General features: G+C 69.4%; 24 protein-coding genes. 11 read left to right on the forward strand and 13 right to left on the reverse strand.

The window, feature by feature from the left end; all coding sequences use genetic code 11:
• Nucleotides 1–358 precede the first annotated feature (358 nt).
• The 7 genes from VGC13_RS12880 to VGC13_RS12910 form a co-directional block, all read right to left on the reverse strand.
• Nucleotides 359–811 (reverse strand): hypothetical protein, encoded by a 453-nt coding sequence (locus VGC13_RS12880; RefSeq protein ID WP_331125658.1) that lies wholly within the window; start codon nucleotides 809–811, stop codon nucleotides 359–361.
• 104 nt (nucleotides 812–915) lie between these two features.
• On the reverse strand, nucleotides 916–1,545 hold the full coding sequence (locus tag VGC13_RS12885) for a hypothetical protein (protein WP_331125659.1): 630 nt from the start codon (nucleotides 1,543–1,545) through the stop codon (nucleotides 916–918).
• A gap of 7 nt (nucleotides 1,546–1,552) precedes the next feature.
• Nucleotides 1,553–2,584, reverse strand: a complete 1,032-nt coding sequence (locus tag VGC13_RS12890; protein ID WP_331125660.1) for a polysaccharide deacetylase family protein — start codon at nucleotides 2,582–2,584, stop codon at nucleotides 1,553–1,555.
• Between the two features lies 1 nt (nucleotide 2,585).
• Nucleotides 2,586–5,228: a M1 family aminopeptidase gene (locus tag VGC13_RS12895; protein WP_331125661.1), complete on the reverse strand. Its 2,643-nt coding sequence runs from the start codon at nucleotides 5,226–5,228 to the stop codon at nucleotides 2,586–2,588.
• A gap of 31 nt (nucleotides 5,229–5,259) precedes the next feature.
• Entirely contained in the window at nucleotides 5,260–5,445 is a 186-nt protein-coding gene (locus VGC13_RS12900) for a hypothetical protein (protein ID WP_331125662.1), read from the reverse strand.
• Nucleotides 5,446–5,560: 115 nt separating this feature from the next.
• Nucleotides 5,561–5,938 (reverse strand): HigA family addiction module antitoxin, encoded by a 378-nt coding sequence (locus VGC13_RS12905; RefSeq protein ID WP_331125663.1) that lies wholly within the window; start codon nucleotides 5,936–5,938, stop codon nucleotides 5,561–5,563.
• Nucleotides 5,939–5,972: 34 nt separating this feature from the next.
• Nucleotides 5,973–6,266, reverse strand: a complete 294-nt coding sequence (locus VGC13_RS12910) for a type II toxin-antitoxin system RelE/ParE family toxin (protein ID WP_331125664.1) — start codon at nucleotides 6,264–6,266, stop codon at nucleotides 5,973–5,975.
• Between the two features lie 322 nt (nucleotides 6,267–6,588).
• Between VGC13_RS12910 and VGC13_RS12915 the strand changes: the two genes are divergently transcribed.
• The 6 genes from VGC13_RS12915 to VGC13_RS12940 all read left to right on the forward strand — a co-directional run bounded on the left by VGC13_RS12915 (nucleotide 6,589) and on the right by VGC13_RS12940 (nucleotide 11,864).
• Complete coding sequence (locus VGC13_RS12915) at nucleotides 6,589–7,158, forward strand: hypothetical protein (RefSeq protein WP_331125665.1); 570 nt, start codon at nucleotides 6,589–6,591, stop codon at nucleotides 7,156–7,158.
• A complete protein-coding gene (gene ligD, locus VGC13_RS12920) occupies nucleotides 7,155–8,189 on the forward strand; it encodes a non-homologous end-joining DNA ligase (protein WP_331125666.1) in 1,035 nt (344 codons plus the stop codon). The genes VGC13_RS12915 and ligD overlap by 4 nt, the downstream gene beginning before the upstream one ends.
• A complete protein-coding gene (locus VGC13_RS12925; RefSeq protein WP_414682991.1) occupies nucleotides 8,135–9,220 on the forward strand; it encodes an ATP-dependent DNA ligase in 1,086 nt (361 codons plus the stop codon). Before ligD ends, VGC13_RS12925 begins: the two co-directional genes overlap by 55 nt.
• Nucleotides 9,221–9,829: 609 nt before the next feature.
• Nucleotides 9,830–10,492 (forward strand): outer membrane beta-barrel protein, encoded by a 663-nt coding sequence (locus tag VGC13_RS12930; RefSeq protein WP_331125668.1) that lies wholly within the window; start codon nucleotides 9,830–9,832, stop codon nucleotides 10,490–10,492.
• Between the two features lie 147 nt (nucleotides 10,493–10,639).
• The gene (locus VGC13_RS12935) at nucleotides 10,640–11,218 is read left to right on the forward strand and encodes a hypothetical protein (RefSeq protein ID WP_331125669.1); all 579 of its coding nucleotides are present in this window, start codon (nucleotides 10,640–10,642) and stop codon (nucleotides 11,216–11,218) included.
• 46 nt (nucleotides 11,219–11,264) lie between these two features.
• A complete protein-coding gene (locus tag VGC13_RS12940) occupies nucleotides 11,265–11,864 on the forward strand; it encodes an outer membrane beta-barrel protein (RefSeq protein WP_331125670.1) in 600 nt (199 codons plus the stop codon).
• Nucleotides 11,865–12,520: 656 nt separating this feature from the next.
• Here VGC13_RS12940 and VGC13_RS12945 read toward each other — a convergent pair.
• Entirely contained in the window at nucleotides 12,521–12,730 is a 210-nt protein-coding gene (locus tag VGC13_RS12945; protein WP_331125671.1) for a hypothetical protein, read from the reverse strand.
• Complete coding sequence (locus VGC13_RS12950) at nucleotides 12,727–13,590, reverse strand: SPFH domain-containing protein (RefSeq protein ID WP_331125672.1); 864 nt, start codon at nucleotides 13,588–13,590, stop codon at nucleotides 12,727–12,729. Before VGC13_RS12950 ends, VGC13_RS12945 begins: the two co-directional genes overlap by 4 nt.
• A 422-nt stretch (nucleotides 13,591–14,012) precedes the next feature.
• Here VGC13_RS12950 and VGC13_RS12955 point away from each other — a divergent pair, with 422 nt between their 5' ends.
• The gene (locus tag VGC13_RS12955) at nucleotides 14,013–14,447 is read left to right on the forward strand and encodes a PAS domain-containing protein (protein ID WP_331125673.1); all 435 of its coding nucleotides are present in this window, start codon (nucleotides 14,013–14,015) and stop codon (nucleotides 14,445–14,447) included.
• 105 nt (nucleotides 14,448–14,552) lie between these two features.
• Here the strand turns inward: VGC13_RS12955 and VGC13_RS12960 are convergent, their stop codons facing one another.
• Entirely contained in the window at nucleotides 14,553–15,788 is a 1,236-nt protein-coding gene (locus VGC13_RS12960) for a DNA polymerase IV (protein ID WP_331125674.1), read from the reverse strand.
• A gap of 507 nt (nucleotides 15,789–16,295) precedes the next feature.
• On the opposite strand from VGC13_RS12960, the gene VGC13_RS12965 reads away from it, so the two are divergent.
• The 3 genes from VGC13_RS12965 to VGC13_RS12975 are packed head-to-tail and all read left to right on the forward strand — an operon-like array spanning nucleotide 16,296 to nucleotide 18,893.
• The gene (locus tag VGC13_RS12965) at nucleotides 16,296–16,874 is read left to right on the forward strand and encodes an RNA polymerase sigma factor (protein WP_331125675.1); all 579 of its coding nucleotides are present in this window, start codon (nucleotides 16,296–16,298) and stop codon (nucleotides 16,872–16,874) included.
• The gene (locus tag VGC13_RS12970) at nucleotides 16,862–17,689 is read left to right on the forward strand and encodes a hypothetical protein (RefSeq protein WP_331125676.1); all 828 of its coding nucleotides are present in this window, start codon (nucleotides 16,862–16,864) and stop codon (nucleotides 17,687–17,689) included. Before VGC13_RS12965 ends, VGC13_RS12970 begins: the two co-directional genes overlap by 13 nt.
• Nucleotides 17,690–17,729: 40 nt before the next feature.
• Complete coding sequence (locus VGC13_RS12975) at nucleotides 17,730–18,893, forward strand: PDZ domain-containing protein (RefSeq protein WP_331125677.1); 1,164 nt, start codon at nucleotides 17,730–17,732, stop codon at nucleotides 18,891–18,893.
• A 534-nt stretch (nucleotides 18,894–19,427) separates the two neighbouring features.
• On the opposite strand, the gene VGC13_RS12980 is transcribed toward VGC13_RS12975, so the two are convergent.
• Nucleotides 19,428–20,423, reverse strand: coding sequence for a M23 family metallopeptidase (locus VGC13_RS12980; protein ID WP_331125678.1), 996 nt, complete (start codon nucleotides 20,421–20,423; stop codon nucleotides 19,428–19,430).
• A gap of 593 nt (nucleotides 20,424–21,016) precedes the next feature.
• The gene (locus VGC13_RS12985; protein ID WP_331125679.1) at nucleotides 21,017–21,247 is read right to left on the reverse strand and encodes a KTSC domain-containing protein; all 231 of its coding nucleotides are present in this window, start codon (nucleotides 21,245–21,247) and stop codon (nucleotides 21,017–21,019) included.
• A gap of 490 nt (nucleotides 21,248–21,737) precedes the next feature.
• On the opposite strand from VGC13_RS12985, the gene VGC13_RS12990 reads away from it, so the two are divergent.
• A complete protein-coding gene (locus VGC13_RS12990) occupies nucleotides 21,738–24,002 on the forward strand; it encodes a VIT and VWA domain-containing protein (protein ID WP_331125680.1) in 2,265 nt (754 codons plus the stop codon).
• A gap of 743 nt (nucleotides 24,003–24,745) precedes the next feature.
• Here VGC13_RS12990 and VGC13_RS12995 read toward each other — a convergent pair.
• Nucleotides 24,746–26,638 carry a DEAD/DEAH box helicase gene (locus VGC13_RS12995; RefSeq protein ID WP_331125681.1) on the reverse strand — a complete coding sequence of 631 codons (1,893 nt, stop codon included), beginning with the start codon at nucleotides 26,636–26,638 and terminating at the stop codon, nucleotides 24,746–24,748.
• Nucleotides 26,639–26,658: the final 20 nt, after the last annotated feature.

Raw genomic sequence — 26,658 nt, forward strand, 5'->3', positions numbered from 1 at the left:
CTCCGCGTCGTCCGCGTGAGGCGTTCGCTCTGCCGGAAAACCCGTGTCATACCAGATTCTCAGCCAGATTGTGCGTTCCCACAGGCTGTCTCAGCCTCAGACCAGATCCTGAAAAAGAATAATCGTACAGAGGAACAGAGTCAGACAGAGAAAGCGAGCCAAACTATTATCCGGGTTCCTCTGTCTGACTCTGTTCCTCTGTACGCATGCAGTTGTTGTTTTCCCGGATTCGGCGTCACACCGAGGACACGGAGAAGACAAGAGGACAGGTTTCTCCTCCGTGCTCTCCGTGCCTTTCGTGAGACGGCAGTAGAAGTTTGGGTGCACAATCGTGCACAATGAACTGCGGGATTCGGTATCAGAACAGGTCCCGGGCCAGGTGCGGCACCGCGACGATGACGGCGAAGCGGACCAGCCGCCCCAGAAAGCCCAGCACCACGAAGGCCGCCAGGTTCATCCGCGCGGCGCCCGCGGCCACGGTGACGATGAAGAACGGCGGAAAACCCGACGCGGCGCTCGCGAACACCAGCGCGCCGCCGGAGCGCGGCCGGTCGCGCAGCGTGACGTGCATGCCGTCCAGCGCGGCCTGCAGGCGCTTGCCCGGCAGCTTTACCGCGCCCGTCCCCGCGAAGTACATCACCACCTTGCCGATCATCTGGCCGATGGTCGCGGCCAGCACCAGCGGCACCGCCATGGCCTGCGGCGCCAGCGCCGCCGCACCCAGCAGGTAGATCTCGATGTTGATGACGGGGATGATCGCGCTGGCCACCGCCACCCCGGCCGTGGCCAGCCATACCGCGAGAAGGGACATCCGTCCAATCAGAAGAGGAGAGAAGGCGAGCCACCGCGAACGGCAGTCAGCCTATGAAAATGTAGTCCGAAGCGCCATCGCATGCATCCGGCACGCTTCTCACCTTACATCGCCAGCAACCTACGCCCATGGTAGTACACAATACCGATTCGATGCGCATAGCCCGCGTCGAATCCTGCTTGACGGAGCAGCCAAGTCACATCTGCTTCGGACAGTTGTATGCGCCGCCCGTGGCACACTCGGATAAAGCGATAGAATCGATTCCAATCGTTCGAATGGAGGCTCTGCATGTTTGCGCGGCCTACAAAGTGGTCGAAGTACGGTTTTACGTCTCTGGGTATGGCTGGTTCTGTCGATTGCTTTGTCTGAATGCCCAAACGGCGCCGAGATCCAAAGTAGTGGTTATAGTCGCTCAGTAAAGGCTTGATCAGCTCAGTAGCTGCTGTGACGTAGGCTTCATATGTCGGGGGATCGGGATTCCATCTACGCGCGCGCATCTCGACCCGCACTCGTCGGCCTTCATCCTCATAGGTGATCAGTTGAGCACCTAGCTCTGAGTGCGGTGACGCTCCCAAAGGATGCAAGTGAAGGTATTCGCCTGAAGCTAGACCATGCGCTGAGGGCATTTCTGATCTGAAGCGGCCAGTGGCATCCGCGATGTTACGCATGCGTTTCAAAAATGTGGTGCCATCTACGTCCGCAGTGATCCAGATGTCCGGGAGGATGTCATCCATGAGGTGATCAGCTTGGCCGCCGCGACAGCGTCTGCACCCAGTCCGGCACCTCGGGTTCACCGGCGAAGAAGGCGCCGCGCTTGCCCTGCGTGAGCGCCCAGCGGTGCAGCCAGGTGATGCCGGCGGGGCCGGTGTAGGTGTCGGCGGAGGCGTAGGCGGGGTCCTCCAGCGCCTGCTCCAGCGGCACGAACGCGTAGCCGCGCCGCCGGTACATCCCCGCCAGTCGGCCAAAGTGCTCGGCGTTGAGGTTGTTGGCGTGCAGCAGCAGCACCTGCCGGATCTCTCGCCCGAACAGCGCCGTGGACTGCTGCTCGTAGTACGCCGCCACCGCCTCCATGTAGCGGATGTACTCGTCCGCCACGCGCCGGCGCGTCTCCGCATCCGGCGCCAGGTCGTACGCCGCGGCGAACAGGTAGTCGCCGTTGTCGATGGTCACCGGCGCCACGCGGTATCCCCGCTCCGCCAGGAACGCCTCGAACTTGCGCCGGTCCTCCAGCGTGCGCCCGCTGTGCAGAAAGGGATGCCGAAAGAAGCGCGGCCGCCGCCCCGCCGCCTGCATCACCAGCCGCGTAACGGAATCGCCGCGCGCCACGTCGGCGATGTACGCGTCCACCGGCGTGGTGTGAAAGTCGGGGTGCGAGTACGCGTGGTTGCCCAGTTCCAGCCCCGCGTCCACCCACCGGCGCAGCGTCGCCACCCGCCGCGGGTCCACGCGCCCCTCCGTCAGCAGCTTCTCCTCGTTCACGAAGCCGATGGCCGGCACGCGGTGCTCCGCCAGCGCGCGCAGCAGCCCGTCGGTGATGCGCTCGTACGTGGCCACCGAGCGGTCCCCCTGCGCCAGCGCCGGCAGGTCGTCGAGGGTGATCGCCACCATCCGCCCCTCCTGCCTCACCGGCGCCGCAGCCAACTTCGCCTCCATCACCGGCGCCACGGGAGACGCGGGGCGCAGGATCATGAACGTCGCCGCCACCATCGCCGTGGCCAGCAGCCCCAGCGTGATGGTCCGCACGTGCGCGGGCATCGGCTGCGGATCGGTCATCTCAGCGGCTCCCCTGCGCGGCGGCGTCGCGGATGCGGACGGTGCGCTCCAGCTCGTCGCGCGACTGCAGCACCTTGCGGCGGATGTCGGCCGGGAGCGCCGGGTTCTCGGCGAGGAAGCGGTCCACCGCCGCCAGCGCCTCCGCGGAGGTATGTCCGCCGATGAACGCGCTGATCCACCGCGGAAGGAAGAAGATGCGGCGGTTGTCGCGGATCCACTCCAGCCGGTCCAGCGACGGCCGCAGGTGCCGCAGGGTGACGTCCGCGTGCAGCGGCGCGTTGAAGTTGCCGGCCGCCGCCGTCACCCACTCCTCGTTCAACCCCGGGTCGTCCAGAAAGCGTCCGAAGTACTGCGCCTTCACGTCCGCCGCGGGGATGGCCGCGCCCGCCACGAACGCGCGCCGCCCCGCGTCCGCCGTGGTGTCGCGCGCCGACTCCGCCGCGATCAGCGCGTCCGGCTCCGGCTCGCCCAGCGCGATCAGCCGCTCCACGATGCTCCAGCGCGTGGGCTGCCGCACCGCCTCGCCCTCGAAGGTGCGCGCGCCGGCCAGGTACTCGCGCAGCAGCGCGCGCCCGGCCGCCGTCCGCGCCGTCCCCACCAGCATGTCCAGCGCCGCCTTGCGCGCCCCGTAGGTCAGCGTTGAATCGGCCGAGCGGGCCAGCAGCAGCCGCTCCCACGCGCCGTACAGCGCGTCCTCGCCGTCACGCGCCGCGTACGACGAGAGCGCCGTCCACGCGCGCCCCATGTTGAGCCCCGCGATCTGCTCGTCGCGCTCGCGCGGCAGCTCGCGCATGGCGATGCGGGCAAAGCGCGCCGGGTCCATCCGCGCTTCGCGCACCTCGTCCCACAGCGCGCCCCACAGCATGGCGCGCCGCAGTCCGTCCGTCTCGTCTCCCACGTGCTCCGCCACGAACTCGCGGCTGCGCTCGTCCAGCAGAAAGAGCCCGTAGCCGTAGTCGCCCTCGTTGCTCCACACATAGTCCGGCGCCGGCAGCCCCCGCGCCTCCGCGACCTCGATGGTCTCCGAGGCACCGCTGGCGGGGATCACCACGTCCTCGCGCCCGGTGTACGCCAGCCGCACCTGCGTGCGCAGGGGCCAGAACCCGCCCGGGTCGCCCGGCATGGTCCGCGCGGGCCGCTGGCGCAGCTCCAGGCCGGCGATCCGCCCATCCCGCACCTGCAGCGCCGTCTCCACCACCGGCATTCCCGCGCGCAGGATGTACTGCTCGCCGAACGCGTCCAGGTTCATCCCCGAGGTCGCTTCCAGCGCCGACAGCAGGTCGCGCCAGGTGGCGTTGGCGTACGCGTGGCGCCGCAGGAACAGGGTGAGCCCCGCGCGGAACGCCGAGTCGCCCACCATGAAGTCCAGCTGCTTCAGGATGGCGGGCGCCTTGTTGTAGACGATGGGTCCGTAGTTGCTCTTGGCCAGGTCCAGGTTGGGCAGCTCCTGCCACACCGGCGTGGTGCCGCTGGTCTGGTCCGTGGCGTAGGCCAGCGGCTTGTTGCGCAGGTAGAAGGTCTTCCAGGCCTCGCTGTCGGGGTCCAGCTCGTCCTGCATCCGCGCCGCGATGTAGGTGCTGAAGCCCTCCTTGAGCCACAGGTCGTCGAACCACTCCATGGTCACCAGGTCGCCGAACCACTGGTGCGCCACCTCGTGGTAGATGGTGGCCCTGCGCCCGATCTGCTGCCCCAGCGTGGGCGCCTCGCGAAAGATGAACTGGTTCTCGTTGTAGAACACGGCGCCCACGTGCTCCATCCCCCCGAACGGAAAGGCCGGCGCCAGCAGCATGTCGAACTTGGTGAACGGGTACTCCACCCCGAAGTAGCGCTCCAGCCAGCGCACCGCGCGCCGGTTGACGGCGATCAGCGTGTCCGCGTCCACCTCGCCGGCGCGGCTTTCACGGGCGTACAGCGTGATGGGCAGGTCGTCGCCCGGCTCGCGCCCCGTCCAGGTGCGCCACGGCCCCGCCGCGAACGCCGCCAGGTAGGTGCTGATGGGCTCCGTCTCCTCGAACGTCCACAGCGCGTTTCCGTCGGCTTCTTCGCGCCGGCCGGGTCCGTTGGCCAGCACCTTCCAGTCGCGTGGCGCCGTGATGCGGTAGCGAAAGCGCGCCTTGAGGTCCGGCTGGTCGAACGCGGGAAAGAGCTGGTTGGCGTCGGCGGGCACCAGCAGCGTGTACAGGTAGGTGCCGCCGTCCGTCTGGTCGTTGAAGCGGATGATGCTGGCCCCCGCCGCCGCGATCTTCGCCGTGAACGCGGCGGTGACCGTGTTCTCCCCGTCGCGCAGGTAGCGGCCGGGGATGCGCAGGTGTCCGTTCTTCCACTCCCCGTCCGCCACCATCTCCCCGTTGGCCGTCACGATGCCGAGCGACGGGCCGCGGAAGTCCAGCACCAGGTCGCCGGCTCCGGCCGCGCGCTGCACCGTCACCACGACGCGGCCGGGCGCGCTGTCCTGCGCCGTCACGTCCAGCTCCAGCAGGTAGCGCACGCCGCCCAGCGTGGCCGCGCGGTGCCGCGCCAGCTCCAGCGACACGCCGGGGCACATCATCTCGTCCATGTCGGTCATCCGCGGTGCCTGCGCGGCGAGCGGACTGGCCCACGCTCGCACGGCGAGCGAAAGAAGGAGAGCACGTCGAAAGGTCATCACAGGTCCAGCGTCAGGTGGGGCGCCCGCGTCACAGCCCCTCGGGCAGGCAGCCCAGGATCAGCGGCGCGCCGCACGGCAGCAGCGCAATCCGCCCCAGGCCGTACGGCAGGTCGATCCCCGAGAGCATCTCCAGCGCGCCCACCGTCCACAGGAGCACCGCGGCGCCCAGCGTGGTGCCGCGCGGGGACTGCGGACGTACGTAGCGTCGGGCCATCGGCGCACCTCCGGTCGCGATCGGATGCGGGGGATGCGTCGCAACATAGAAGCGCGCCGCCCCGCCGGACAAGCGGAGCGGCGCGCGGTCGGGGAAGACGGTGAGCGTGGATCGATCAGTCCGCCGCGAGCGGCTGCTCCTCGTTTCCATCCTCCTCATCCTCGTACGGTTCGTAGACGAGCGGCTCGATCTTCTCGATCTCGGCCATGGCGGGCGAGTGCAGCGCCTCCCACATGTCGCACGCCAGCTGGCCGTTCAGCCAGAACTCCACCGAATTGCCAAAGAGCCGTGACAGCCGCAGCGCCGTATCCGGCGTCACCCTGCGCTTGCCATTCACGATCTCGTTCACGCGCACGTACGAGACGCCAATGCGCTTCGCGAGCTCCGTCTGCGACATCCCCAGCGGCTTCAGGAACTCTTCCAGCAGCATCTCCCCGGAAGAAGTGGGGCGGCGGTTTTCCGGGAGCCGCACCGCCAGCTTGATGAACTCCATAGAATCCTCCTCGTTGGTTTCTGGCTCCGCCGGGTCAGTGATAATCCACGATTTCGACACGATCCGGACCCGCTTCTATCCACCAGAAGCAGATCCGGTACTGGCGATTGATCCGGATGCTGTGCTGCCCTGCACGGTTTCCCTGCAGTCCCTCGAGACGATTGCCCTGCGGGATTGCCAGGTCGACCAGTGAATCCGCCCGATCCAGTACCTCGAGCTTCAGGCGGGCCGCGCGCCAGAGGGTGGATGGACAAGTCCGACGCGCATGCCGTGTATCCCGGCTTTCGAAGATGTCGCGCGTGCCTTCGTCCTTGAACGAGACGATCATGGTGCCGTCCGGAGATCGGGGTGGGCGGTGGGACTGCTCCTCGCCACCGGCCCATGCACCCGATCCCTGGCTACGGATCGACTATAACGGATAACGTTATACGTGGCAAGACTCAGGTGCGGGGCTGGCGTGGCGGCGGCGACATCCTGGCGGGACCGCGCAGGTTGCGCAATGGCTTGCAGATAACGCATGCCAACGGTGGCACGATGTGAACGACGTAAACGGGGCGGCACGCGTTCTGCCCGCGTCCGCAAGCATGAATACTCCGAAGATCTTTCTGTTGTCGCCCGCGTTTTGCGGGGGCAGGCGCGGGCAGATGGTGATGCGCGACGCCGCATCGTTCCCGCTGGCGCAGCGGCTGCGCGCGCCGGGCGGCGCGCCGCTGGGCGACGTGTTCAGCTTCCTGAGCGGGCTCTACTTCCGGGGGAAGATGGCGTACGTGCGCGCCTTTGCCGGTCCGCCGGCGGGGCTGCCGGGGGCGCTGGTGATCACGCCCACGCGCGGGCTGGTGCCGCCGGAGTCGCACATCACCCTGGAACTGCTGCGCGAGTTTGCCGAGGAGGGGGACGTGGCGCTGGACAACCCGCGCTACCGGCGGCCGCTGGAAGAGCACGCCCGCGCGCTGGACGGGGCCGCCGGGCCCGGGACCTGCTACGTGCTGCTGGGCAGCATTGCATCCGACAAGTACGTCGACGTGCTGACGCGCATCTACGGCGAGCGCCTGCTCTTTCCGACCGACTTCGTGGGCCGCGGCGACATGAGCCGCGGCGGACTGATGCTGCGCGCCGCCAAGGACGGCCCCGAGCTGGAGTACGCCCCCGTGCTGGGCGCCGTACGCAAGGGAAAGCGTCCGCCCAAGCTCGAACCCCGACGCTGGAAGGATTCCACGTGACGCCACGCGCCGCATCCGCCTCGTCCGCATCCACATCCCCAGCCCGCAAGAAGCCGGCGTCCGCCGCCCGGAAGCCCGCGCCGCCCAACGTGGCCGACGCGGACGTGTCGCCCGACATCATCCCCGAAAAGGGCAAGCAGTGCGACGTGCGGGTGGGGGGGCGTGCGGTGCGCCTGACCAACCTCAACAAGCCGTTCTGGCCCGAGCTGGGCATTACCAAGGGCGACCTGCTGCGCTACTACGTGGCCGTGGCGCCGTACCTGCTGCCGCACCTGGTTGACCGGGCCATGGTGATGAAGCGGTACCCCAACGGGTGGAAGGGCCCGTTCTTCTTCATGAAGCGCACGCCCGAGAACGCGCCGCCGTGGCTGAAGACCTGCTCCATCGAGCACGCGTCCAAGAGCGTCATCGACTTTCCCATGGTGCAGAACCTGGCGTCGCTGCTGTGGGTGGTGAACCTGGGGTGCATCGACCTGAACCCCTGGTACGCCCGCTGCGACGACACCGACAGGCCCGACTTTCTGCACTTCGACCTGGACCCCGTCCCCGGGGCGGACTTTGCGCGGGTGCGCGAGACGGCGCTGATGGTGCGCGACAACCTGCAGCGGCTGGGGATGAAGTCGTACGCCAAGACCACCGGGTCGTCCGGCATCCACGTGTACGTCCCCATTGTCCGCGGGCCGGTGCAGAAGCGGGTGTGGAGCTTTGCCAAGGAGTTCGCCCGCGCGATGGAGAAGATCAACCCGGCGCTGGTCACCGCCGAGTATCGCATCGCCAAGCGGCCGAAAGGACGGGTGCTGGTGGACTACAACCAGAACGCCTGGGGGCGCACGCTTTCGTCCATCTACTCCGTGCGCGCCAAGCCCGGCGCCACCGTGTCCATGCCGGTGACGTGGGAAGAGGTGGAGGGCGGGGTCGAGCTTGAGGAGTTCACGCTGATGAACGCACCCGAGCGCATCCGCCGCACGGGCGACCTGTGGAAGCCGGTGCTGGCCAGGCGCGGACGCTTCGACCTGGCGGACCTGCTGTGAACCTGCCCATCCCCACGGACTACGCCGTCGCGGAGAGCGAGCAGGCGGACGCGCTTCCCACGGACGCGGGGTGGCAGTACGAGCCCAAGTGGGACGGCTTTCGGTGCCTGGCCTTTCGCGACGGCGACGAGGTGGACCTGCGCTCCAAGGCGGGCAAGCCGCTGGGCCGCTACTTTCCCGACGTGGTGGATGCGCTCCGGTCGCTGACCGCAAAGCGGTTCGTGCTGGACGGCGAGATCGTGGTCCCGGTGGGCGACGCGCTGTCGTTCGAGGAACTGCAGCTGCGCCTGCACCCCGCCGCCAGCCGGGTGCAGAAGCTGGCGGCGGCGCACCCCGCGCTGGTGGTTGCCTTCGACCTGCTGCTGGGCCCGCGCGGCGGGCCGCTGACGGACCGCCCGCTGGCGGAGCGCCGGGAGAAGCTGGAGGCGTTCGCGGGCCAGTTCTTTGGCGAGCGCGTGCGGCTGTCGCCGGCGACGGCGGACGCGGAGCGGGCGCGCGCGTGGCTGGAGCAGGGCGAGCGGGGGCTGGACGGCGTGATGGCCAAGCGCCTGGACCTGCCCTACCTGACCGGCGAGCGCACGGGGATGGTGAAGGTGAAGAACGTGCGCACGGTGGACTGCGTCGTCGGCGGGTTCCGCTACGCGCAGAAGGAGCGCATCGTCGGCTCGCTGCTGCTGGGGCTGTACGGGCCCGACGGGCTGCTGAACCACGTGGGGTTCTGCTCCAGCATCAGCCGGGAAGAGCGGAGGGAGCTGACGCCGCGGCTGGAGGCGCTGCGCAAGCCGCCCGGCTTTACCGGCAGTGCGCCGGGCGGGCCCAGCCGGTGGAGTGCCATGAACCCGCGCAGCACGGAGTGGGAGCCGCTGTCGCCGGAGCTGGTGGTGGAGGTGGGATACGACGCCTTTACCGGCGGCCGCTTTCGCCACGGCACGCGCTTCTACCGCTGGCGGCCGGACAAGGCGCCGGAGCAGTGCACCTACGCGCAGCTGGGCCCCGCCGGCCGCTCGTCCCTGCGGATGCTGGACGTGTGACGCGTTTCCCCGGGTGACTCAACGCAGAGTACGCGGAGAACCGAGGGAGTTCGCGGAGAACAGCTCCGCGAACTCCCTTTTCAACTCTGCGTATGCTGCGTTGAGTTGTTTGGCAGTTCAGCACGGGGAGAGAGGAATCGGTGTGATACCGAATCGGGGAAAACAAAACCTTCATGGGTACAGAGGAACAGAGTCAGACAGAGGAACAAAGAGGATATCCTGGCTCGCTTTCTCTGTCTGACTCTGTTCCTCTGTACGATCATTCTTTTTCTGGATCTGGCATGAGGAGCCGAGAATCGGGTGTGATGCGTCCCCCTGACACGGACGGATGTCCGCCGGGAGGGACAGGCTCTCGGCGTTCGACCCCCTCGTCCGCTGCTCCCGGAGCACCTCCCGCAGGCGAAAACTCCTGACCGCGGCTGGGATTTGGCCCGGCTGATGCCGCCGATGGCGCAGATGGTGCACCTTTGCGGCGCCACGCGCATCTGATCCGTGGATGCGGTTGACGTATCGTGCCGCCCGCCCGCATATTCGCGCCCGGCCGGAACCCGAGTTCCGGCGGTGCGCGCGGGCCTGGCGCACACCACCCGTTCAGACAGAGAACGAGCGATGAACAAGACTGCCGGTTTCCTTGCCGCCGTGGCCACCGTCGCGTTCGCCAGCACGGCGCAGGCGCAGATCTGCGCCGGCTACCCCACGGGTGACCGCGGGATGTACTTCGGCGCCCGCGCCGACTTTCCGGAAGACCTGGATTCGTACGGCGTAGAGGCCAACTACAACTTCTCGGGCCCGCTGGGCGTGTACGGCGGCCTGAACGTCATCTCGGCCGAGGACGAGGACGAGGGCGAGGATGACGAGGACAACAGCGAGGACGAGCTGTTTGCCGGCGTCGCGCTGGAAACCCCGTCGCTGGGGCTGATGGTGGGCCCGCGCGTGTCGGCGTGCCTGGTGGGCGAGGTCCGCAACATCAGCGACGACGAGGTTTCGTACAACGAGTTCCCCATCGGCCTGGGCATTGGCGCCAGCCTGGGCGTTCCGGGCGTGCCGGTTTCGGGCTACGTGCAGCCGCAGCTGGTGATCACCCGCGTGTCCATCGAGGACCTGGACAGCGAGACGGAGACCAACTTCGGCGTCAAGGCCGGCGCCAACATCGGGTTCGGCCTGATCACGGTGGGTGCCGAGGTGCGCCACCTGTTCATCGACGACGAGGACCTCATCGGCCTCGTCCGCGACGAGACCACCTTCGGCATTCGCGCCGGCATCCGGCTCTAAGCCGCTGACGCCGGTCGGGACCGCCGGGCGTGCTTTTGCGCGCCCGGCGGTCTTCGTTTGCGTTGAATCCCCTCGCAACTGTCCAGTCCAGGTCCGCATCGAACGTTCTGGCTGCATCGGCATCACCGCACCCGCTCCACGGCTTTCATGGGATCCATTCAACCTGTCATCCGGGGGGCGACGCTGGCCGTCGCCTGCGCCGCCTCGTCGGTCTGCACTCCGCTCCAGGCGCAGCTGACCGGCCTCCTGCCGATTTCCGTGGAGGCGCGCGGAGGCATCGCGCTGCCGGCGGAGGAGTTCGGGGGCATGGACGGAGGCGTGGCGGGGGAGGTGTCCGCCACCTGGCACGCGCTGCCCTTCATCGGCGTGTACGGCGCGTACCAGCGGAACCGGTTTTCGTGGGACGGGACCGGCACGCCCGGCCACGCGACGGACAGCGGCCTTGCGGCAGGCGTGCGCCTGGCCATCCCCACGCCGCTCATCCCCATCGACCCGTGGATTCGCGCCGGCGTGGTGGCGCACCAGCTGGAGGGCAAAGGGCTGCACGAGGAGAGCAGGCGCGGGTGGGAGGTGGGTGCCGGGCTGGGCTTTCCCCTGGCGCGCGGCGTGTCGCTTACGCCCGGCGTGCTGTGGACGCGCTACCAGCACGGAAGCGGTGCCGCCGACGGCGAGCTGCTGCGCGTCCGCCACCTGCGCGCCGACGTGGGCCTGCGGCTGCGCTTCTGATCCGCCGGTGTCCATCCCCATTCCGCATCGGAAGAGAGACACTCCCGTGAACCGTACGATGGTCCTGGCCGCGCTTGGCGCGATGCTCCAGGCTGGCGGATTGTGCGCGCAGAAATCCGGCAACACCGGCTTCATGGTGGGGCTGCACGCCGTGCCCATGGGGCTGGACGGCGTGGGGACCGAGGCGTTCGAGGAGGAGGGGATGGGGCTGGGGCTGACGCTGGGCTACGGCTTCAGCGAGCACATCGCCCTCTACACCACGGTGGATGCCGGCTACGTGGAGTACGATCCCGACAATCCCCTGGCGCGCGGAGAGGACTACGAGTCGGTGACGGTGGATCTCGGGGCGCGGGTCAGCTTGGGCGGCGTGTACCGGCGCGTCCGGCCGTACGTCGACGCCGCCATCACCGGCGTGGCCACCAGCGAAGACGCGGAGAGCGGAACGAGCATCACTTCGGGAGGCGGGGTGACCGTGGGCGGGGGGCTGCAGTACTTCTACACCCGCGGGTGGGCGCTGAACGCGGGCGTGCAGTTCACCTCCGGCGCGTTCACCGAAGTGGAGGTGGACGGGCGCCGCGAGGAGTTCGAATCGGGTGATGCGTTCGTGCACACCCGCGTCCAGCTTGGCGTGGTCTGGCATCCGTAGACTGCATCCGGAATGCACGGGGTGATTTCCTCTGGAAACCCTGCACGCCAGGAAATCGTGACTTCCTGAGGAGCGCACCACGTGCAGCCGGAAGCCCCACAACCGGCTGCGCGCGACCGAAGGACCTGCTCTCCGACGCTGCGGGGTGACTTGAGGCGCGATCCAGCCCCCGGTTCCACCAGCGAGGTCCTTCGGTCGCCGCCCTGAGACCTGGGCATCGGAGGGATCTGTGCGGCGGCTCCTTGGATAGAAACCTCTGGCCCCACCCGAGCTGTCATTCCGAGGGAGCGCACGCCCGGCACCTGGCCCAACCACGGGGGAGGTGCGCGACCGAGGAATCTACTTTCCGTCTGCTCGTGGCCTGCCGCGATGCCCCCACACTGGCCCTGTCTGGCTGTTTGGCCGCCGCGGGGATGGAGCGGGCTGCCGCGTCCGGCCTCGCCCGAGCCGATGGTAGATTCCTCGGCCCTGCAGCCTGCCGCGTGATCGTCCGAGTGCAGCGTGGCCGGGCCTCGGAATGACAGCTCGTTTTGTCCAGCAGGGTGCGATGGAGTGCCGCTGGACTCAGGAAGCCATGGCTTCCTTCACGTGAGCAAAGCGAAGCAACCGGGGATCCAATCCCCGGCTGCTTCGTTTTCCATCATCCTGCCGCACCTTCAAACGGGCGGGCGGCCCATCAGGCGGCGCAGCTTGCCGGCGTCTTCCAGCAGCACCGCTTCAAGCATCTCCCGGTCCTGCGCCCGCTCGCGCTCCAGCGCGGCCAGCTGCTGCCTGAGCGAGGCGATCTGGTTGAAGGCCGACACCTGCGCCGCGATCGCCCCGCCGGCCAGCAGCAGCACCAGGAGAAAGACGGCCAGCCCCGTCACGGCGACGGCCGCTGCCAGGTGTCCATCACGCTGCCGCCGATCACGCACGTCTGCACGCCGCGGCACGCCTGCGAAAGGCCCTGGCTCATGGCCTTGGCGCTTTCCAGCTGCAGCAGCGCCGGGTTGGCGGCGTAGGAGCGGGCCTCCAGCTCCTTGGCCCGCGCGTCGGCCTCGGCCTTGAGCAGCTGGGCGCGCGCGTTCACGCTGTCGATGGTGAACTGCTTGAGCGCGCGGTCCAGCACCTGGGCCTGCCGCGCCGCCTCGATGCGCGCCTGCTCGATCTGCGGCGGAATGCGGATGTCGCGCACGAACACCTGGTGAATGGTGGCGCGGTTGCCCAGCTTTACCTGGATCTGCCGCCGCACGTCGTCCGAAAGCCGCGCGCGCTCCGCCGAGAAGATGCGGTTGACCGTCCACGCGTTCAGCGCGTTGCGGTACCCCTCGCGCACCGCGTTCAGCACCTCGGTCTCCGCGGCCTCCGGCGTGCGCTTGTCCAGAAACACCTGGTAGATGGTGCCCGGGTTGTAGCTCCAGGTGACCGCCACGTCGCCTTCCACCGTCACCGGGTCCGCCGTGGTGGCCTGGATGACCTCCTTGCCCTCCTCGTTGTCGGGAAAGTTGCGCTGCGTCATCCCGAAGCAGGTGGGCTCCGAGAGCGGGGTAAAGTTGAGCCCCGTCGGCATCTTGCGCTTGACCACCGTGCCGTAGCGGGTGAGCACGCAGTGCTCCGTGCTGTCCACGCGGGCAAAGCTCCCGGACACCATGACCAGGAGCACGAGCAGCGTGGCGAGCGCGGCGCCGCCCACGAGCACTGCCTTGACGCTGCTCCGCGTGGGTGCCGATGTGGTTCGAGAAGCCATGGAACCTGTGATTGCGGTGTCTGTCCGCCGGCACGGGCGCGGTGTGCGCCGGCCGCCGACTGCTTGCGGACGCGCCGGATTACGTCCCCCGGGGCCGGCGTGTTTCAGAGGTGCGGAACTTCGGCGGGCGTCGTGGGTGGACGTTTCCGACTGTGGAGCGCGCTCCACACCCCATGTACCACCCGCGCCACAAACCAGACGTTTTCTCCTCGTTGCGGGGTGACAGAAACAGCCGGTGCGGGATTTGGCTCCATTCTGTACAAGCTGCTGATTCGCTTGAATTTGCATCGTCGGCATCTCCCCGGATCCACCGCTTTGTTTGCGATTTCCAGGCGCAGGCCCGAATCCCGCTTTGTGGATGATCGCGGTGCGGGACGCATCGCCTGACAGAACCTGAAAAACATCTCCCTGGAGATTGACTGATGAGCACGATGGAGCTGCAGTCGCTGGAAGACCAGGCCGAGGCCGTTTTCGGCGACAATGCCGATTCGATGGAGACCCTGACGCAGCGCGCCGGCGAGCTGCTGCCGCCGGACGCGATCGTGTGGGAGTGCGACGCCAACACCTTTGTGTTCTCGTACGTGAGCCCGTCCGCCGAGCTGGCGCTGGGCTACCCCACGCAGAACTGGATTACCGACACCACCTTCTGGGCCAAGACCGTGGTGCACGAGGCGGATGCGGACCAGGCGGTGAGCTACTGCGCGTCGGAGACGGCGTGCGACCGCGACCACGCCTTCGAGTACCGCGCCCGCGCCGCCGACGGCCGCGTGGTGCGCCTGCGCGACGTGGTGCGCGTGGTGCCGCCCATGGACGGCCATCCCAAGCGCCTGCGCGGCGTGATGTTCGTCATCGGCTGAGCCAGAGGCAGTAAAAAACCTGGGGGTACAGAGGAACAGAGTCAGACAGGGGGAGGCCTCCTCTGTCTGACTCTGTTCCTCTGTACCCCCAGGTGTTGCTGTTGCTTATGTTTCCGATCCACCGCGGCCGCGGGTGCCGTCGCGCACGCCGCGGTTGGCGATGCGCGCGGGGACCAGCGCTCCCTTGCCGAACCTGCCCGCCAGCCGGTCCGACGCCTCCGCCAGGATGCGGTCGCGCTCCGTCTCCGGCCCGCCGGGCGGATCGTCGAACAGCACCAGCTCGTCTTCCTGGTCCCCCACCAGCTTCGAGACGCCCACGCCCAGCAGCCGCACGCCGCCGCTGCGCCGCTCCAGCAGGGTGCGCAGCAGGTCGCGGGCGATGGCGAAGATGGCGCGGTCGCTCTGGATGGGGTCCGGCGCGGTGCGGCTGGCGGACTTGTCGGTGAAGTCCCCGTAGCGAATGCGGACGGTCACCGTGCGCGCCCGCAGCCCCTCGGCCCGCAGCGACGCGCCCGTATCCACCGCCAGCATCATCAGCCGCGTCTCCAGCTCTTCCGGATCGCGCACGTCTTTGGCAAAGGTGCGCTCGTGCGATACGGACTTCTGCGGCCCGCGCGGCGACACCCGGCCCACGTCCTCGCCGCGCGCCAGGTGGTACAGCCACTCCGCGCGCGAATCGCCCAGCCACGACACCAGTGTGGGCAGGTCGATGCCGGCCAGGTCGCGCACCGCCGTGGCGCCGCGCCGCCGCAGCGCTTCCGCCAGCGCCGGCCCCACGCCGGGGATGTCGGACAGCTCGAAGCGCTGCATGAACGCCGCCTCGCCGCCCGGCGGAACCACGTGCACGCCGAACGGCTTGTTGACGGATGCGGCCATTTTGGCGAGCGTTCGTCCCGTGGCGCCGCCGATGGAGATGCTGATGCCGGTGCGGTCCATCACCTCGCGCTGGATTCGCAGCGCCGTCTGCTCCAGCGACTCGCCGCGGTACAGCATCTCGGTGCCGGTAAGGTCCAGGTAGAACTCGTCGACGCTGGCCGCCTCCACCACCGGAGAGAAGTCGTCGAGCACCGCGCGCACCTCGTGGTGCTTGCGGTTCACCATCTCGCCGGGTACGGGCGCGAAGACCGCGTTGGGGCACAGGCGCACCGCCGTGGCCATGGGCATCCCCGCGTGCACGCCGAACTTGCGCGCCGCGTACGACGCCGACGTCACCACCCCGCGCGAGTCCGCCCGTCCGCCCACGATCACCAGCTCCGACGCGCCCGCCCCCTCCGGGTCCGCCAGCATGGCGCACCGGACGAAGTACGAGTCGCAGTCGGCGAGGAGGATGCGGGGGGGCACGGAACGAAGTGCGTGAGTGCGTTAGTGCGTGGAGTGCGGAAGTTCGCCATGGCGCCGGAACCAGTGCGCCGAACTAACGATAATCCAAAGAGTTGCCGAAGGATACGGCGACTTTGTGCACTTGTCGGGGTACACAACTTCAAGCGGCAGAATCCGTTGCGCTGCGGCGGATTTCGAGCAGCTGGACGGTAGATTCCTCAGTCGGCGCCAGAGGGTTGCGTGAGGGCTGGCTCCCGCGCGGCGCCTCCTTCGGAAATGACACATGGGGGTAGTCGGAGAACTGTCGGCGCGCGATCGAATTCTCCGTTGGGAAGAGGCCGGGAGAGGGGGTGCCCTCCGCACGGCGGGAATCCCGTCGCAGCGCCCCAATCCCGCCATCCGGGGCCCGCTATTCCCTATTCCCTATTCCCTATTCCCTGTTCCCTGTTCCCTATTCCCTCTCCCCTCGCCCCCCAGGCAACCCTCCCGCGCACACCGGCATCACACACGCCGGACCCGTGAACGCACATGGACGACAACCATCTGATCCAGCAGGCCAGGCAGGGCGACGGCGGTGCGGTGCGCGAGCTGTATCAGCGCCACGCCGGGCGGGTGTACGCCGTCGTAAAACGCCTGGCCGGCCACGACGACGCGCTTGCCGAGGACTGGGCCCAGGAGGCATGGGTGCGGGCCATTCGCGCCCTGCCCACCTTTCGCGGCGACTCGCGCTTCACCACGTGGCTGCACCGCATCGCCGTCAACAGCGCGCTGCACGGCCGCCGCTCGCGCCAGCGCAAGGCCGGCCGCGAGGCGCCCATGCTGGACGACAGCTTCTCCGTGCGCCCGGCGGCGGAGCACACCGTCCTGCGGATGAAGCTGGACCGGGCCATGGAGCGCCTGCCCGAAGGGATGCGCAAGGTGCTGGTGCTGCACGACGTGGAAGGCTACACGCACGAAGAGATCGGGCAGATGCTGGGCGTGAACCCGGGGACGTGCAAGAGCCAGCTGTTCAAGGCGCGCGCACGGATGCGCCGGCTGCTTTCGCCGCAGCCCGCGGAAGACGCCGCGGACGAGCCCGCAGAAAAGGAGATGGCATGCAGCATCTAGATATGGAGGCGCTCGCCCGCCTGGTGGACGAGCCGGCCGAGCCCGCCGAGGCCGAGCACCTGCGCGGCTGCCTGGTCTGCCGCCGCGAGCTGGCCGGGATGCGGGCGCAGACGGAGGCGCTGGGAGAGCTGGGCACGATGGAGCCGCCCGCCGGCGCCTGGGCGGCGCTGGAGGCGCGGCTGCTGGACGAGAAGCTGATCGGGCAGCCCGCGCGCGTGCGGCCCCTGCTGATCCACCGCCCGCACCTGCGCATCGCCGCGTCGCTCGCGCTGTTCCTGCTGGGCGGCGCGGCGGGCGCGCTGTTCTGGCGCACGCCCGGCGCGCAGCCCGTCCAGTCGCTGCAGGCCGTGGCCGCCGAGGCGCCGCGCTCCACCAGCCGCCCCGTGTCGCTGATGTCCGCGCCCGAGGTGACGTACGTGACGGAGCCCGCCGCGCCGGCGGCGGACGCGAACGGCGCCCGGCTGGCGGTGAACGGCGCGGCGGAGCGTTCCGCGCCGCGGGTGGTGGCGCCCCGGCGCACGGCTCCGCGGCGGGCCACCGCGGCCGAGGCCGACCGCGCCGCCCGCGAGCTGATGCAGGCGCAGGCGGCGTACATGGGCGCGCTGCAGCGGCTGGCCGCCATCGCCGACCCGGCGTCGGGGAACGCGCCCGAAACGCGGATGGCGGCGCTCGACCGGCTGGTGCAGCTGACGGCCGAGGCGCTGGACCGCGTGCCGGGCGACCCGGTGATCAACGGGTACCACCTGGCCGCCGTGGCCGAACGCGACGCGCTGCGCCGCGAGATGGAAAAAGACGCGAACGCAACCTGGTTCTGAAGCTGGTTCTGATCCCATAGCAACGACGGAGAACACAACGATGAAGTTCCGCGGGATGTGGCTGCCCCTGCTGCTGGCGGCCCTGGCGGTGCCCGGCGCGGTCCGGGCGCAGGAAGACGAATCCCCCCGCCGCCGGCCGGGGATGATCGGGGTGATCTTCGACACGGAGCGCCGCGAGGGCGAGCCGGGCGTGCGCATCATCGACGTGCGCCGCGGCTCTCCCGCCGACGAGGCGGGCGTGCAGGCGGGCGACGTGGTGGTGCGGCTGAACGGCCGCGTGGCCGGCGAGGCGTTTGACGAGCTTCCGGCGCGGCTGCAGGCGGGCGACAGCGTTCGCATGCGTATTCGCGGCGAAGGCGGCGGCCAGGAGCGCGAGGTGGTGGTGGTGGCGGTGCCGCGCCAGGCGCAGCGGTTCACCGTGCGCACCGGGCAGGGCCAGGGCGAGCGGCCCATGGTGTGGATCAACGGCGACAGCATGGAGATCCCGCTGCAGGCGCTCACCATGCGCATCGACAGCCTGCGGACGCACATGCTGGATCTGGACGGCGAGCTGATGGAGATCAACGTCGATTCCATGGTCCGGATCTTCTCCGACAGCGCCGACGTCTTCATCCGCCGCTTTCCCGCCATGGAGTTCCACGTCGAGGGGCTGGAAGACCTCGAGGAGCTGGAGGACCTGGAGGAGCTGGATGACCTGCAGGTAGAGGTGGAAGGCCTGCACGGCGCGCTGGAGGGGCTCGAGGCGCTCGAAGGCATGCCGCCGATGGATGCGCCCATGGTCTGGAACGTCGGGCCGGGCGAGGACCGTCCCTTCTTCCTGGAGCTGGGCCGGCGCGCCGCGGCGGGCGCCGAGCTGGCCGAGATGAACGAGGGGCTGAGCCGCTACTTCGGCAACGTCGAGAACGGCGCCCTGGTGATCGACGTTTCGCCCGAGACGCCGGCGGCGCGGGCGGGGCTCGAGGCGGGCGACGTGATCGTCCGGGCGGGCGGCCGCGACGTGAACGACCCCGAGGACGTGCGGCGCGCGCTGACCCGTGCGCAGGACGGGCGCGTGTCGCTCGAAGTGGTGCGCCAGGGCCGCCGCCGCGAGCTTTCGATGGAGTGGGATGGCCACGAGCGCATCATCCACCGCGAGATGGCGCCGTCGCGGGCGCGCACGCGGGTGCGGATGACCGAGCCGCCTCCGCCGCCGGACGACCACTGATCCCTCGACGCAGAGTTCGCGGAGGATAAAAGAGAGGACGCGGATGAGGGCTTCATCCGCGTCCTCTCCGTTTTCTATCCGCCCACTGGCGGATCGGTGTCATTCTGAGGAAGGCGCTCGCCCAATCCCCTTCTGATTGCACCATTGCCCGTGCGCCGACCGAAGAATCTGCCAGATGGGCGCACGGTCGCGTCGGCTACGGCTGGGTTCGGCGCGAGGGGCCGCGCGTTTCCGACGGAGATTCTTCGGTCGGCGCACAGGCTCTGGGAACGTGCGGGAGGGCTTCGGGCGGCACCTTCCTCAGAATGACAGTGATGGCCTGGTGCCTAATACCAAATCTTGAAAAAGAATAATCGTACAGAGGAACAGAGTCAGACAGAGAAAGCGAGCTGAAATATCATCTTGGTTCCTCTGTCTGACTCTGTTCCTCTGTACGCATGAAGGTGTTGTTTTCACGGATTCGGTATAACGAAAAAGCCCGCTGCATCGGCAGCGGGCTTCGTCGTTTCAGTTTGCGGTCCCTCGTCGTCCGCGCTACTGGCGGCGGATGACGGTGGGGGTGCGGGCGATCAGGCGGGCCAGGGCGCGGCGCTCGTTGCGCCAGGCCAGGTCGTAGCCCACGCTCTCCGTGGTCTGCTCGTACGCCATGGCCAGCGCGGGGTCCACGGGCTGGCCCTTGCGGCGCACCTCGTAGTGCAGGTGCGGCCCCGTGGCCAGGCCGGTGGCGCCCACGTAGCCGATGACGTCGCCCTGGCGCACGGGCTGGTACGGGCGCACGTCGATGCGCGACAGGTGCGCGTAGCGGGTGGCGTAGCCGTTAGGGTGCTGCACCTCGACCAGGTTGCCGTAGCCGCCGCGCACGGAGGCGAACGAGACGCTGCCGTCCGCCGTCGCGCGCACGGGCGTGCCGTACGCCGCCGCGTAGTCGATGCCGGTGTGCGGCAGCACGCGGCGCAGAATGGGGTGCATGCGGTCCATCCGGAAGCCGGAGGTCACGTGCATCACCGCCAGCGGGCCGGCCCACGCCCTGGGATCCAGCGACTGGCCCAGGTCGTCGTAGTAGCCGGGCTTCTCCCCGTGCTCGTAGAAGAACAGGGTGTGCAGCCCGCCGCCCACCGCCGCCTGCGCTGCCAGCACCTGGATGGAGCGCGTGCTGCCGTCCGGCCGCCGCACGCGCTCGTACGCCACCTTCAGCCGGCCGCCGCTCTGCATGGCAAGCTGCACGGTGGGGACGAAGATGCGGTCCAGGTGGCGGCCCACCATCTCGCGCTCGGCCTCGCTCAGGTCGCTGGCCACCACGTTCAGCGCCTCACGGAACGTTCCGCGCGCAAACCCGCCGATCAGCAGCGTGTCGATGGTGGCGGGGGTGGCGCGCACGGCGGCGAGCACCGGCGGCCCCTCGGCGGGCAGCCCCTGCTGCGGCTCGGCGAACGCCGCGACGGAGCCCAGCCCCAGCACCAGGGCCGCGATCACGGCGATGGCCAGGCTGGGCGGATCGCGCCGCCACGCGGGGTTGGTCCGTCTGCTCATGCGATGGGAAGAAAGGGACGCCCTGAAAGGGGGCCCGTCCGGTCCACGGATGTGTGGGAGAGAAAACAAGATAAGGACGCCCGGGGGTGGCGGACAAGGGCGCCGTCGCTGGTTGGGGGGCGGAGGGGTAGGGGTGAACGGGTGAACGGGTGAACGGGTGAACGGGTGAACGGGTGAACGGGTGAACGGGGCCCCGCGTGCCAGACGACCCGCAGATGGGCTAATCTGCCTCGGATCCGCGGCATCTCCCGTAACTCCGAGGATTACTGGCTTCGCACCAATCTGTCATTCCGAGGAGCGCACACCCCGCACCCTGTCCGACCACGGAACCCAGCGCGCGACCGAGGAATCTACTGTCCGTTTCCTCGTGGTGCGCCGTGCCGCCCCGAACTTGGCCCTGTCCGGCTATTTCGTCACCGCGGCTGTGGCCGGGCTGCCGCGTCAGGCCTCACGTGGGCCGACAGTAGATTCCTCGGCCCTGCCACCTGCGGCGCAATCCTCCGGCGGCAGCGCGGCCGGGCCTCGGAATGACAGCCGCTGTGTGTCCAGCAGGACGGAGCGCCGCTGGACTCAGGACGTCAATCGCCGCCACCTCACCGCGGGCGGCGTGGAGGGCTCAGTTTGCGGGACGGGTGGTTGGGCTTGATCTCGGTGTTCAGGTACCGGCCCTTGCTGGGCGCGGTGATGAACTCCTCGTACTCGCCGTCGGGCACGTCCAGGTACTGGTACACGCCCCCGTTGCGGAACTCCACCTCCAGCACGTGCGCCGCGGGGTCGTACCCCACGCTCGCCAGGCTCGACGAATCCAGCCGCTCTCGCTTCACCGGCCACCTCCGTGATGTCTGCTTCCGCCGCTCCGCCGACGCGCGGCTCGGCCCGTTTCGGCCCGTCCGCAGAATCCACGCCGCCGCGTTCACTTTGTACACGTGCGCTCTGAGAACAGGAAAAAACGTTCAGGCGCCGGCGGCAGGAAAGCGCGCCACGAGGGGCATTTCACCACGCGCGGTGGATCGCTTCATCCGGATTGTAATGCAAGTCGCGGCGGGAGAGGTGAACAGGGTGTTCTTGCGATGGCGCTATGTGGATCTGGCGGTGGCCGGCGGATACTGGATGACCCCGAGCGCGCCGATGCCGGCTACCGGGCAGTGGAGCGCGGGCTGGCGCGTTCTACACGTCTCCGATCATCATGAGGGGGGATGAAGACGGTGGAGGGACCGAATGTGGCGCGCGGGAAATTGGGCGGAGGGAACACCAGTGGGGGCCGGGCAGGTACAAGCGGCCGCGAACGAAACACTCACATCGAGCCGAGGACGTATGAAGCTGCTTCGCGGACTGCTGCCGGCGCTGGTGGCGTTGGCCTGTACCGGGGTGGAACTGCGGGCGCAGGGCGTCATCGTCCCCGCGCCGTGCAGAGAGTGCCGGCGGCCGCCCCCCGGCGACCCGGCGGGGCTGCCGGTGGAATCGGTCACCTTCGAGACCACCATCCAGGGGCAGGTGGCCACCACCCACGTCACCCAGGTGTTCCGCAATCCGCACCCGCAGGTGATGGAGGGCACCTACTTCTTTCCGCTCCCCGAAGAAGCGTCCATCACCGAGTTCGCCATCTGGGACGGCGACCGGCGGCTGGAGGGCGAGGTGCGCCCCCGCGACGAGGCGCGGCGCATCTACGAAGACATCGTCCGGCGCGTGCGCGACCCCGGCCTGCTGGAGTACGCGGGCCAGAACCTGTTCCAGGCGCGCATCTTTCCCATCCCCGGACACGGCACCAAGAAGCTGGAGCTTACCTACACGCAGGTGCTGCGGGCCGAGAACGGCACCGTGGGCTACCGCTATCCGCTGGGCATCGGCCGCAACGCGTCGCGCATCGAGCGGCTGGCGGGGCGGGTGCAGCTGCGCACGGACGGCGGGCTGCGCACCGTCTACTCGCCCACGCACGACGTGGACGTGCGGCGCGACGGCGGCCGCGGGGCCACGGTAAGCCTTGAGCAGGGCCCCCGCAGCGAGCGGCGCGACTTCCAGCTGTTCTACGCGCTGTCGCAGGCCGAGGTGGGGATGTCGCTGTTCACCTACCGCGAGCCGGGGAAGGACGGCTACTTCCTCCTTCTGCTTTCTCCCAGCGACGACGACGCGCGGCGCGAGTATCCCGCCAAGGACGTGGTGTTCGTGCTGGACGTGAGCGGGTCGATGGAGGAAGAGGGAAAGATGGAGAAGGCCCGCCGCGCGCTGCTGTACGGAATCCGCGGGCTGCGCGCGGGCGACCGCTTCAACGTGATCGCGTTCTCCGGCGACACGCGGCTGATGGAAAGCGGCCTGATCGCCGCGGACGAGGCGGGGCGGTGGCGCGGGGTGGCGTTCGTGGAGGGGCTGGATGCGCGCGGCGGCACCAACATCAACGACGCGCTGGTCGAAGCGATGGGCCAGTTTCCGCGCGAGAGCACGCGCCCGCGGCTGCTGGTGTTCATGACCGACGGCCTGCCGACGGTGAGCGAGACCAACGTGGACCGCATCATCCAGAACGTGACGCGGGCGCGGCGCGAAGGGCTGCGGCTGTTCACATTCGGGGTGGGATACGACGTGAACACGCGGCTGCTGGACCGCGTGGCCGCGGAGAACGGGGGGACGGCGGACTACGTGGCGCCGCAGGAGGACCTCGAGGTCAAGGTCAGCGGGTTCTTCGACAAGGTGAACCACCCGGTGCTCACCAACCTGCGGCTGGACCTGGGGCCGGTGCGCACGGAGCTGATGTATCCGCGCGCGCTGCCGGACCTGTTCAAGGGAACGCAGCTGGCGCTGGTGGGGCGCTACCGCAACGAGCAGGACCTGCGCGACGTCACCATTCGCCTGAGCGGCAACGCCAGCCCCACGCGCACCTACACCTACGACGGCGCGCGCTTTCCCCTGCGCGACGAGCGGCACGAGTTCTTGCCGCGGCTGTGGGCCACGCGCCGGGTGGGGTGGCTGATGGAGCAGATTCGCACCCACGGCGAGAACCGCGAGCTGGTGGACGAGGTGACGGACCTGGGCACGCGCTTTGGCATCGTGACGCCGTACACCAGCTTCTTGGCGCTGGAGCCGGGGATGCAGGCGGCGAACGCGCAGGACTTCAGCGGCCAGGGCGTTCCGGGGACCGTGGCGGGGGGTCGCGTCCGCCCCTCGACGCGTCCGCGGACCGAGCAGGCGGCCGGCGCGTCGCCGCCTCCCCCGCCGCCTCCGCCACCTCCTCCCACGGCCCCGCTGTCCGCGGCCCCGACCGTGGTGACGGGGCAGGGCGCGGTGACGCAGAGCCAGCGCAGCCGCGAGCAGCAGGATGCGCTGACGCTCGATGAGATCGCGGTGACGGGCGAGTCGACGGTGCAGCGCGTGGGCACGCGCACCTTCTACCTGCGCGGCGGCGTGTGGACGGACGCGGAGATCCGTGAAGACACGCGGCTTCCGGAGACGGCGGTGACGTTCGGGAGCGAGGAGTACTTCGCGCTCATCCGCCGCGTCCCGGCGCTGGCGCAGTACCTGGCGCTGGGCGAGCAGGTGGCGGTGATCCACGACGGGCGCATCTACCGCGTCCGCGCCGCCACGCAGTAACGCAGGATCGTCTCACACAGAGGCGCAGAGGACGCGGAGGGGGATGGCCCTTCCGCGTCCTTCGCTTTTGTCCAGATCGCAAACGCTGGAAAGGGATAGGCCGTATCCCGAGTCCGGGGAAACACCTGTCATTCTGAGCGAGCGCCCACCCCGAGGCTGCGGAAAATCCACGTAGCCAGTGGCGCGACCGAAGAATCTCCCTCCCCTCGCGCGGAACCCGTTTCCGGGCAACGCCCGGGAACATCGCGTGACGGAAAGATCCTGCCGCTTCGGATAAAGATTCTTCGGTCGGCGCCATGCTCCCGTGCGAACGGAGAGCACTCGGCGGCGCCTCCCTCAGAATGACAGGTTTTGTCAGGTCTGATTTAAACAAATCCCAGAAAACACCTGTCATTCTGAGGGAGCGCCCACCCCGGGCTCTTGGGAAAACCGCGTAGCCAGTGGCGCGACCGAAGAATCTCCCTCCCCTCGCGCGGAACCCTGTCCCGGGCATCGCCCGGGAACATCGCGTGACGGAAAGATCCTGCCGCTTCGGATAAAGATTCTTCGGTCGGCACCATGCTCCTGGGTAAAGCAGAGCACCGTGCGGCGCCTCCCTCAGAATGACAGGTTTGTCAGGCTCTGGTTTACACGGCGGGGACTCCGCTGGGCTCGGCGTGAGGCAAAGAAAATGGTGTGGGACGTGTACTCGACACGCCCCACACCACTTCCGCACTGACGCACTCCCGCACTAACGCACTGTTCTACTCGTCGCGGGGACGGCGGAAGCCGCCGCCGGAGCCGCCGCGCGCGCCCCCGTCACGCGAGCCGCCGGCTCCGCCGCGTCCGCCGGGACCGCCGCGTCCACCCGCACCGCCGCGAGGTCCGCCCGGTCCGGAGCGGGGACCGCCGCGCGGGCCGCCGGGGCCGTCACGGCGCGGGCCGCGGGCTCCACCCCCGCGCTCGCCGCCGCCGCGGTCCATGCGGCGCATTCCGCCGGGGCCGCCGCCCGGTCCGCCGGCGGTGCGCGGACGGTCGTAGTCCACGCGCACGCTGCGGTTGCGGATCGTGGTGCCGTTGAGCGCCGAGATCACCCGGCCGCCCGCGTCCGCCGGCACCTCGACGATGCTGAAGGTGTCGCGGATCTCGATCTTGCCGATGGCGCTGCCGGGGATGTTGGCCTCGCCCGCGATGGCGCCCACCAGGTCGTTGGCCCGCACCCCGTCGCGCTCGCCCAGGCTGATGAACAGCCGGGTGAAGGCGGAGGGCGGCGCGCCGCCCGCATCGCCCTGCCCGCCCTGCGCCCGCACCGGCGACGTGGTGCGCGGCTCGCGGGCCTCGCGCGCCGCCGCGGCCGCCGCCGGCATGGCGTCCGCCGCAGACACCGTCGACCGCTTGCGGCGCAGCAGCGCGGACGCCGCGGCGGCGATCTCCACGGGGGTAAAGTCCTCGAACAGCGGCTCCAGGATCAGCATCTGCGCGGCGAGGTCTTCTTCGCGCAGGGCCCGGCGCAGCTCGCCGCGGAAGGCGCGCAGCTCGGCGCTGCCGGAGACGGACTCCTCGCCCACGATCCCCGCGGGCTGGGCAAAGAAGTTGGCGCGCTTGGCGATGTCGCGCAGGTGCGCCAGCTCGCGCGGCTCCACCAGCACGAAACCGGGATCCTCGCCGCCGTGGCGGGCGCGCAGCGTCTCCTCGTCCGCGGGGACGTCGAAGCTGATCACCTGCCCGGACGGCGTCTCCGCCTCGTCCTCGTCGTCCGAGCCCGAGCCCAGCACCACCACGTCGGCGTCCTCGTCGTCCACGTCGCTGACCAGGAAGCCGCGCAGGGTAAGCGCCTCAGAAAGCTGCGCCGCGCGCTCGTCCGTGCGGCAGTAGAGCACGGGAACGGTGTCGCCGCGGCCCCCGCCCAGCAGCCGCGCGACGACGTCCACCTTGTCGCGCGCGCCCACCGGCACGTAGCCGACCGTCGCGGTCGGCGCGGCGGCGGGCTCCATGGACTTGGGGTCCGCGGGGGTGGCGGGATAGCGGATGGCGCGCTTGACCCGGCGGCCGGCCAGGTCTTCCACCGCGTCGGTGACCTCGGAGGTCACGATGACGCGCTGGGCGTCGCGAGGCACGTGGTCGAACAGCGTCTCCAGCGCCTCCCATCCACCCAGCGACTCGATCTCCGCCGCGCCGTCGATCACCACCGACTCCACCGCCTCGAGCTTGATGGCGGAGGTGCGCACGGCTTCCATCACCTCGCCCGGCGTGGCCACCAGCACGTCCGCGGCCTCGGAGCGCGTCCCCCATCCACCCCCCGACGCGGCCAGGGTGAGCCCGCCCGCCTGCGCGAACGGCACCAGCTCCAGCGCGGCGCGCTCGGCGGCCTCGGGGGTGGCGGAAAGGATGAGGACGCGGGTGCCGCCGGCCTCCGCGCTCTCGTCATCCCCCTCGTCGTCCTCGTCCGCGCCGGCGCGGGGCTCGATGCGGTCCAGCACGCCCAGCCCGTAGGCCAGCGTCTTTCCGCTGCCGCTGCCGGCGCGGGCCACCAGGTTGCCCTCGCGGCGCAGCACCGGGATGGCGGCGGCCTGCAGGGCCGTGGGCCGCTCGATCCCCGCGTCTTCGAGCGCGGCCAGCAGGGGCTCGCGCAGGCCGAGGTCTTGAAATGAAGCCATGTACGTCGTCCGTTCCGTCT

The organism is Longimicrobium sp., assembly GCF_036399255.1.
Lineage (GTDB): Bacteria > Gemmatimonadota > Gemmatimonadetes > Longimicrobiales > Longimicrobiaceae > Longimicrobium.

What these genes read in the sequence shown, in the direction of transcription:
- VGC13_RS12880 (WP_331125658.1), bottom strand. Translation starts at nt 811, where the DNA reads ATGTCCCTTCTCGCGGTATGGCTGGCCACGGCCGGGGTGGCGGTGGCC.
- VGC13_RS12885 (WP_331125659.1), bottom strand. Translation starts at nt 1,545, where the DNA reads ATGGATGACATCCTCCCGGACATCTGGATCACTGCGGACGTAGATGGC.
- VGC13_RS12890 (WP_331125660.1), bottom strand. Translation starts at nt 2,584, where the DNA reads ATGACCGATCCGCAGCCGATGCCCGCGCACGTGCGGACCATCACGCTG.
- VGC13_RS12895 (WP_331125661.1), bottom strand. Translation starts at nt 5,228, where the DNA reads ATGACCTTTCGACGTGCTCTCCTTCTTTCGCTCGCCGTGCGAGCGTGG.
- VGC13_RS12900 (WP_331125662.1), bottom strand. Translation starts at nt 5,445, where the DNA reads ATGGCCCGACGCTACGTACGTCCGCAGTCCCCGCGCGGCACCACGCTG.
- VGC13_RS12905 (WP_331125663.1), bottom strand. Translation starts at nt 5,938, where the DNA reads ATGGAGTTCATCAAGCTGGCGGTGCGGCTCCCGGAAAACCGCCGCCCC.
- VGC13_RS12910 (WP_331125664.1), bottom strand. Translation starts at nt 6,266, where the DNA reads ATGATCGTCTCGTTCAAGGACGAAGGCACGCGCGACATCTTCGAAAGC.
- VGC13_RS12915 (WP_331125665.1), top strand. Translation starts at nt 6,589, where the DNA reads ATGCGCGACGCCGCATCGTTCCCGCTGGCGCAGCGGCTGCGCGCGCCG.
- VGC13_RS12930 (WP_331125668.1), top strand. Translation starts at nt 9,830, where the DNA reads ATGAACAAGACTGCCGGTTTCCTTGCCGCCGTGGCCACCGTCGCGTTC.
- VGC13_RS12935 (WP_331125669.1), top strand. Translation starts at nt 10,640, where the DNA reads ATGGGATCCATTCAACCTGTCATCCGGGGGGCGACGCTGGCCGTCGCC.
- VGC13_RS12950 (WP_331125672.1), bottom strand. Translation starts at nt 13,590, where the DNA reads ATGGCTTCTCGAACCACATCGGCACCCACGCGGAGCAGCGTCAAGGCA.
- VGC13_RS12955 (WP_331125673.1), top strand. Translation starts at nt 14,013, where the DNA reads ATGAGCACGATGGAGCTGCAGTCGCTGGAAGACCAGGCCGAGGCCGTT.
- VGC13_RS12965 (WP_331125675.1), top strand. Translation starts at nt 16,296, where the DNA reads ATGGACGACAACCATCTGATCCAGCAGGCCAGGCAGGGCGACGGCGGT.
- VGC13_RS12970 (WP_331125676.1), top strand. Translation starts at nt 16,862, where the DNA reads ATGCAGCATCTAGATATGGAGGCGCTCGCCCGCCTGGTGGACGAGCCG.
- VGC13_RS12975 (WP_331125677.1), top strand. Translation starts at nt 17,730, where the DNA reads ATGAAGTTCCGCGGGATGTGGCTGCCCCTGCTGCTGGCGGCCCTGGCG.
- VGC13_RS12980 (WP_331125678.1), bottom strand. Translation starts at nt 20,423, where the DNA reads ATGAGCAGACGGACCAACCCCGCGTGGCGGCGCGATCCGCCCAGCCTG.
- VGC13_RS12990 (WP_331125680.1), top strand. Translation starts at nt 21,738, where the DNA reads ATGAAGCTGCTTCGCGGACTGCTGCCGGCGCTGGTGGCGTTGGCCTGT.
- VGC13_RS12995 (WP_331125681.1), bottom strand. Translation starts at nt 26,638, where the DNA reads ATGGCTTCATTTCAAGACCTCGGCCTGCGCGAGCCCCTGCTGGCCGCG.